The following is a 622-nucleotide window of genomic DNA, read 5'->3' on the forward strand; positions in this document are numbered from 1 at the left end:
CCGAAGGTCTCCTCCGTGCACACGCTCATCGGGGCCTCGACGCCGTCGAGGATGGTCGGCTCGTAGAAGTAGGGGCCGATGTCCGGGCGGGCGGTGCCGCCGGCGAGGACCCTGGCGCCCTTGGCGACGGCGTCCTCGACGTGCCGGGTCACCGCGTCGAGCTGGCGCTGTCCGACCAGGGAGCCCATGTCGGCGCCGTAGGCGAGGGCGGTGCCCAGGCGCAGCGCCTTGGTGCGGGCGACGAAGCGCTCCAGGAAGGCGTCGGCGACCGCCTCGTGGACGTAGAGCCGCTCGATGGAGATGCAGAGCTGTCCGGCGGAGGAGAAGCAGGCGCGGACGGCGCCGGCGGCGGCCTTGTCGAGGTCGGCGTCCTCCAGCACCAGCATGGCGTTCTTGCCGCCGAGTTCGAGGGAGACGCCGACCAGGCGGGCGGCGGCGCCCTGGGCGACCTCGCGGCCGGTGCGGGTGGAGCCGGTGAAGGAGACGTAGTCGGCGTGCCGGACGACCTCGGGGCCGACGACCGGGCCCTCGCCGAGGACCACCTGGAAGACGTCGGCGGGCAGCCCCGCCTCGATCAGCAGGTCGCGGGCCCACAGCGCGGTCAGGCAGGTCTCCGTGTCGG

The 622-nt window shown here is 74.1% G+C and carries 1 protein-coding gene; it reads right to left on the reverse strand.

Annotation, left to right across the window (positions count from 1 at the left end):
• The coding region (locus tag LPA54_RS34970) for an aldehyde dehydrogenase family protein (protein WP_228984635.1) at positions 1 to 622 on the reverse strand (622 nt) is incomplete at both ends.

This window comes from Streptomyces sp. DH12 (assembly GCF_020873895.1).
Classification (GTDB): domain Bacteria; phylum Actinomycetota; class Actinomycetes; order Streptomycetales; family Streptomycetaceae; genus Streptomyces.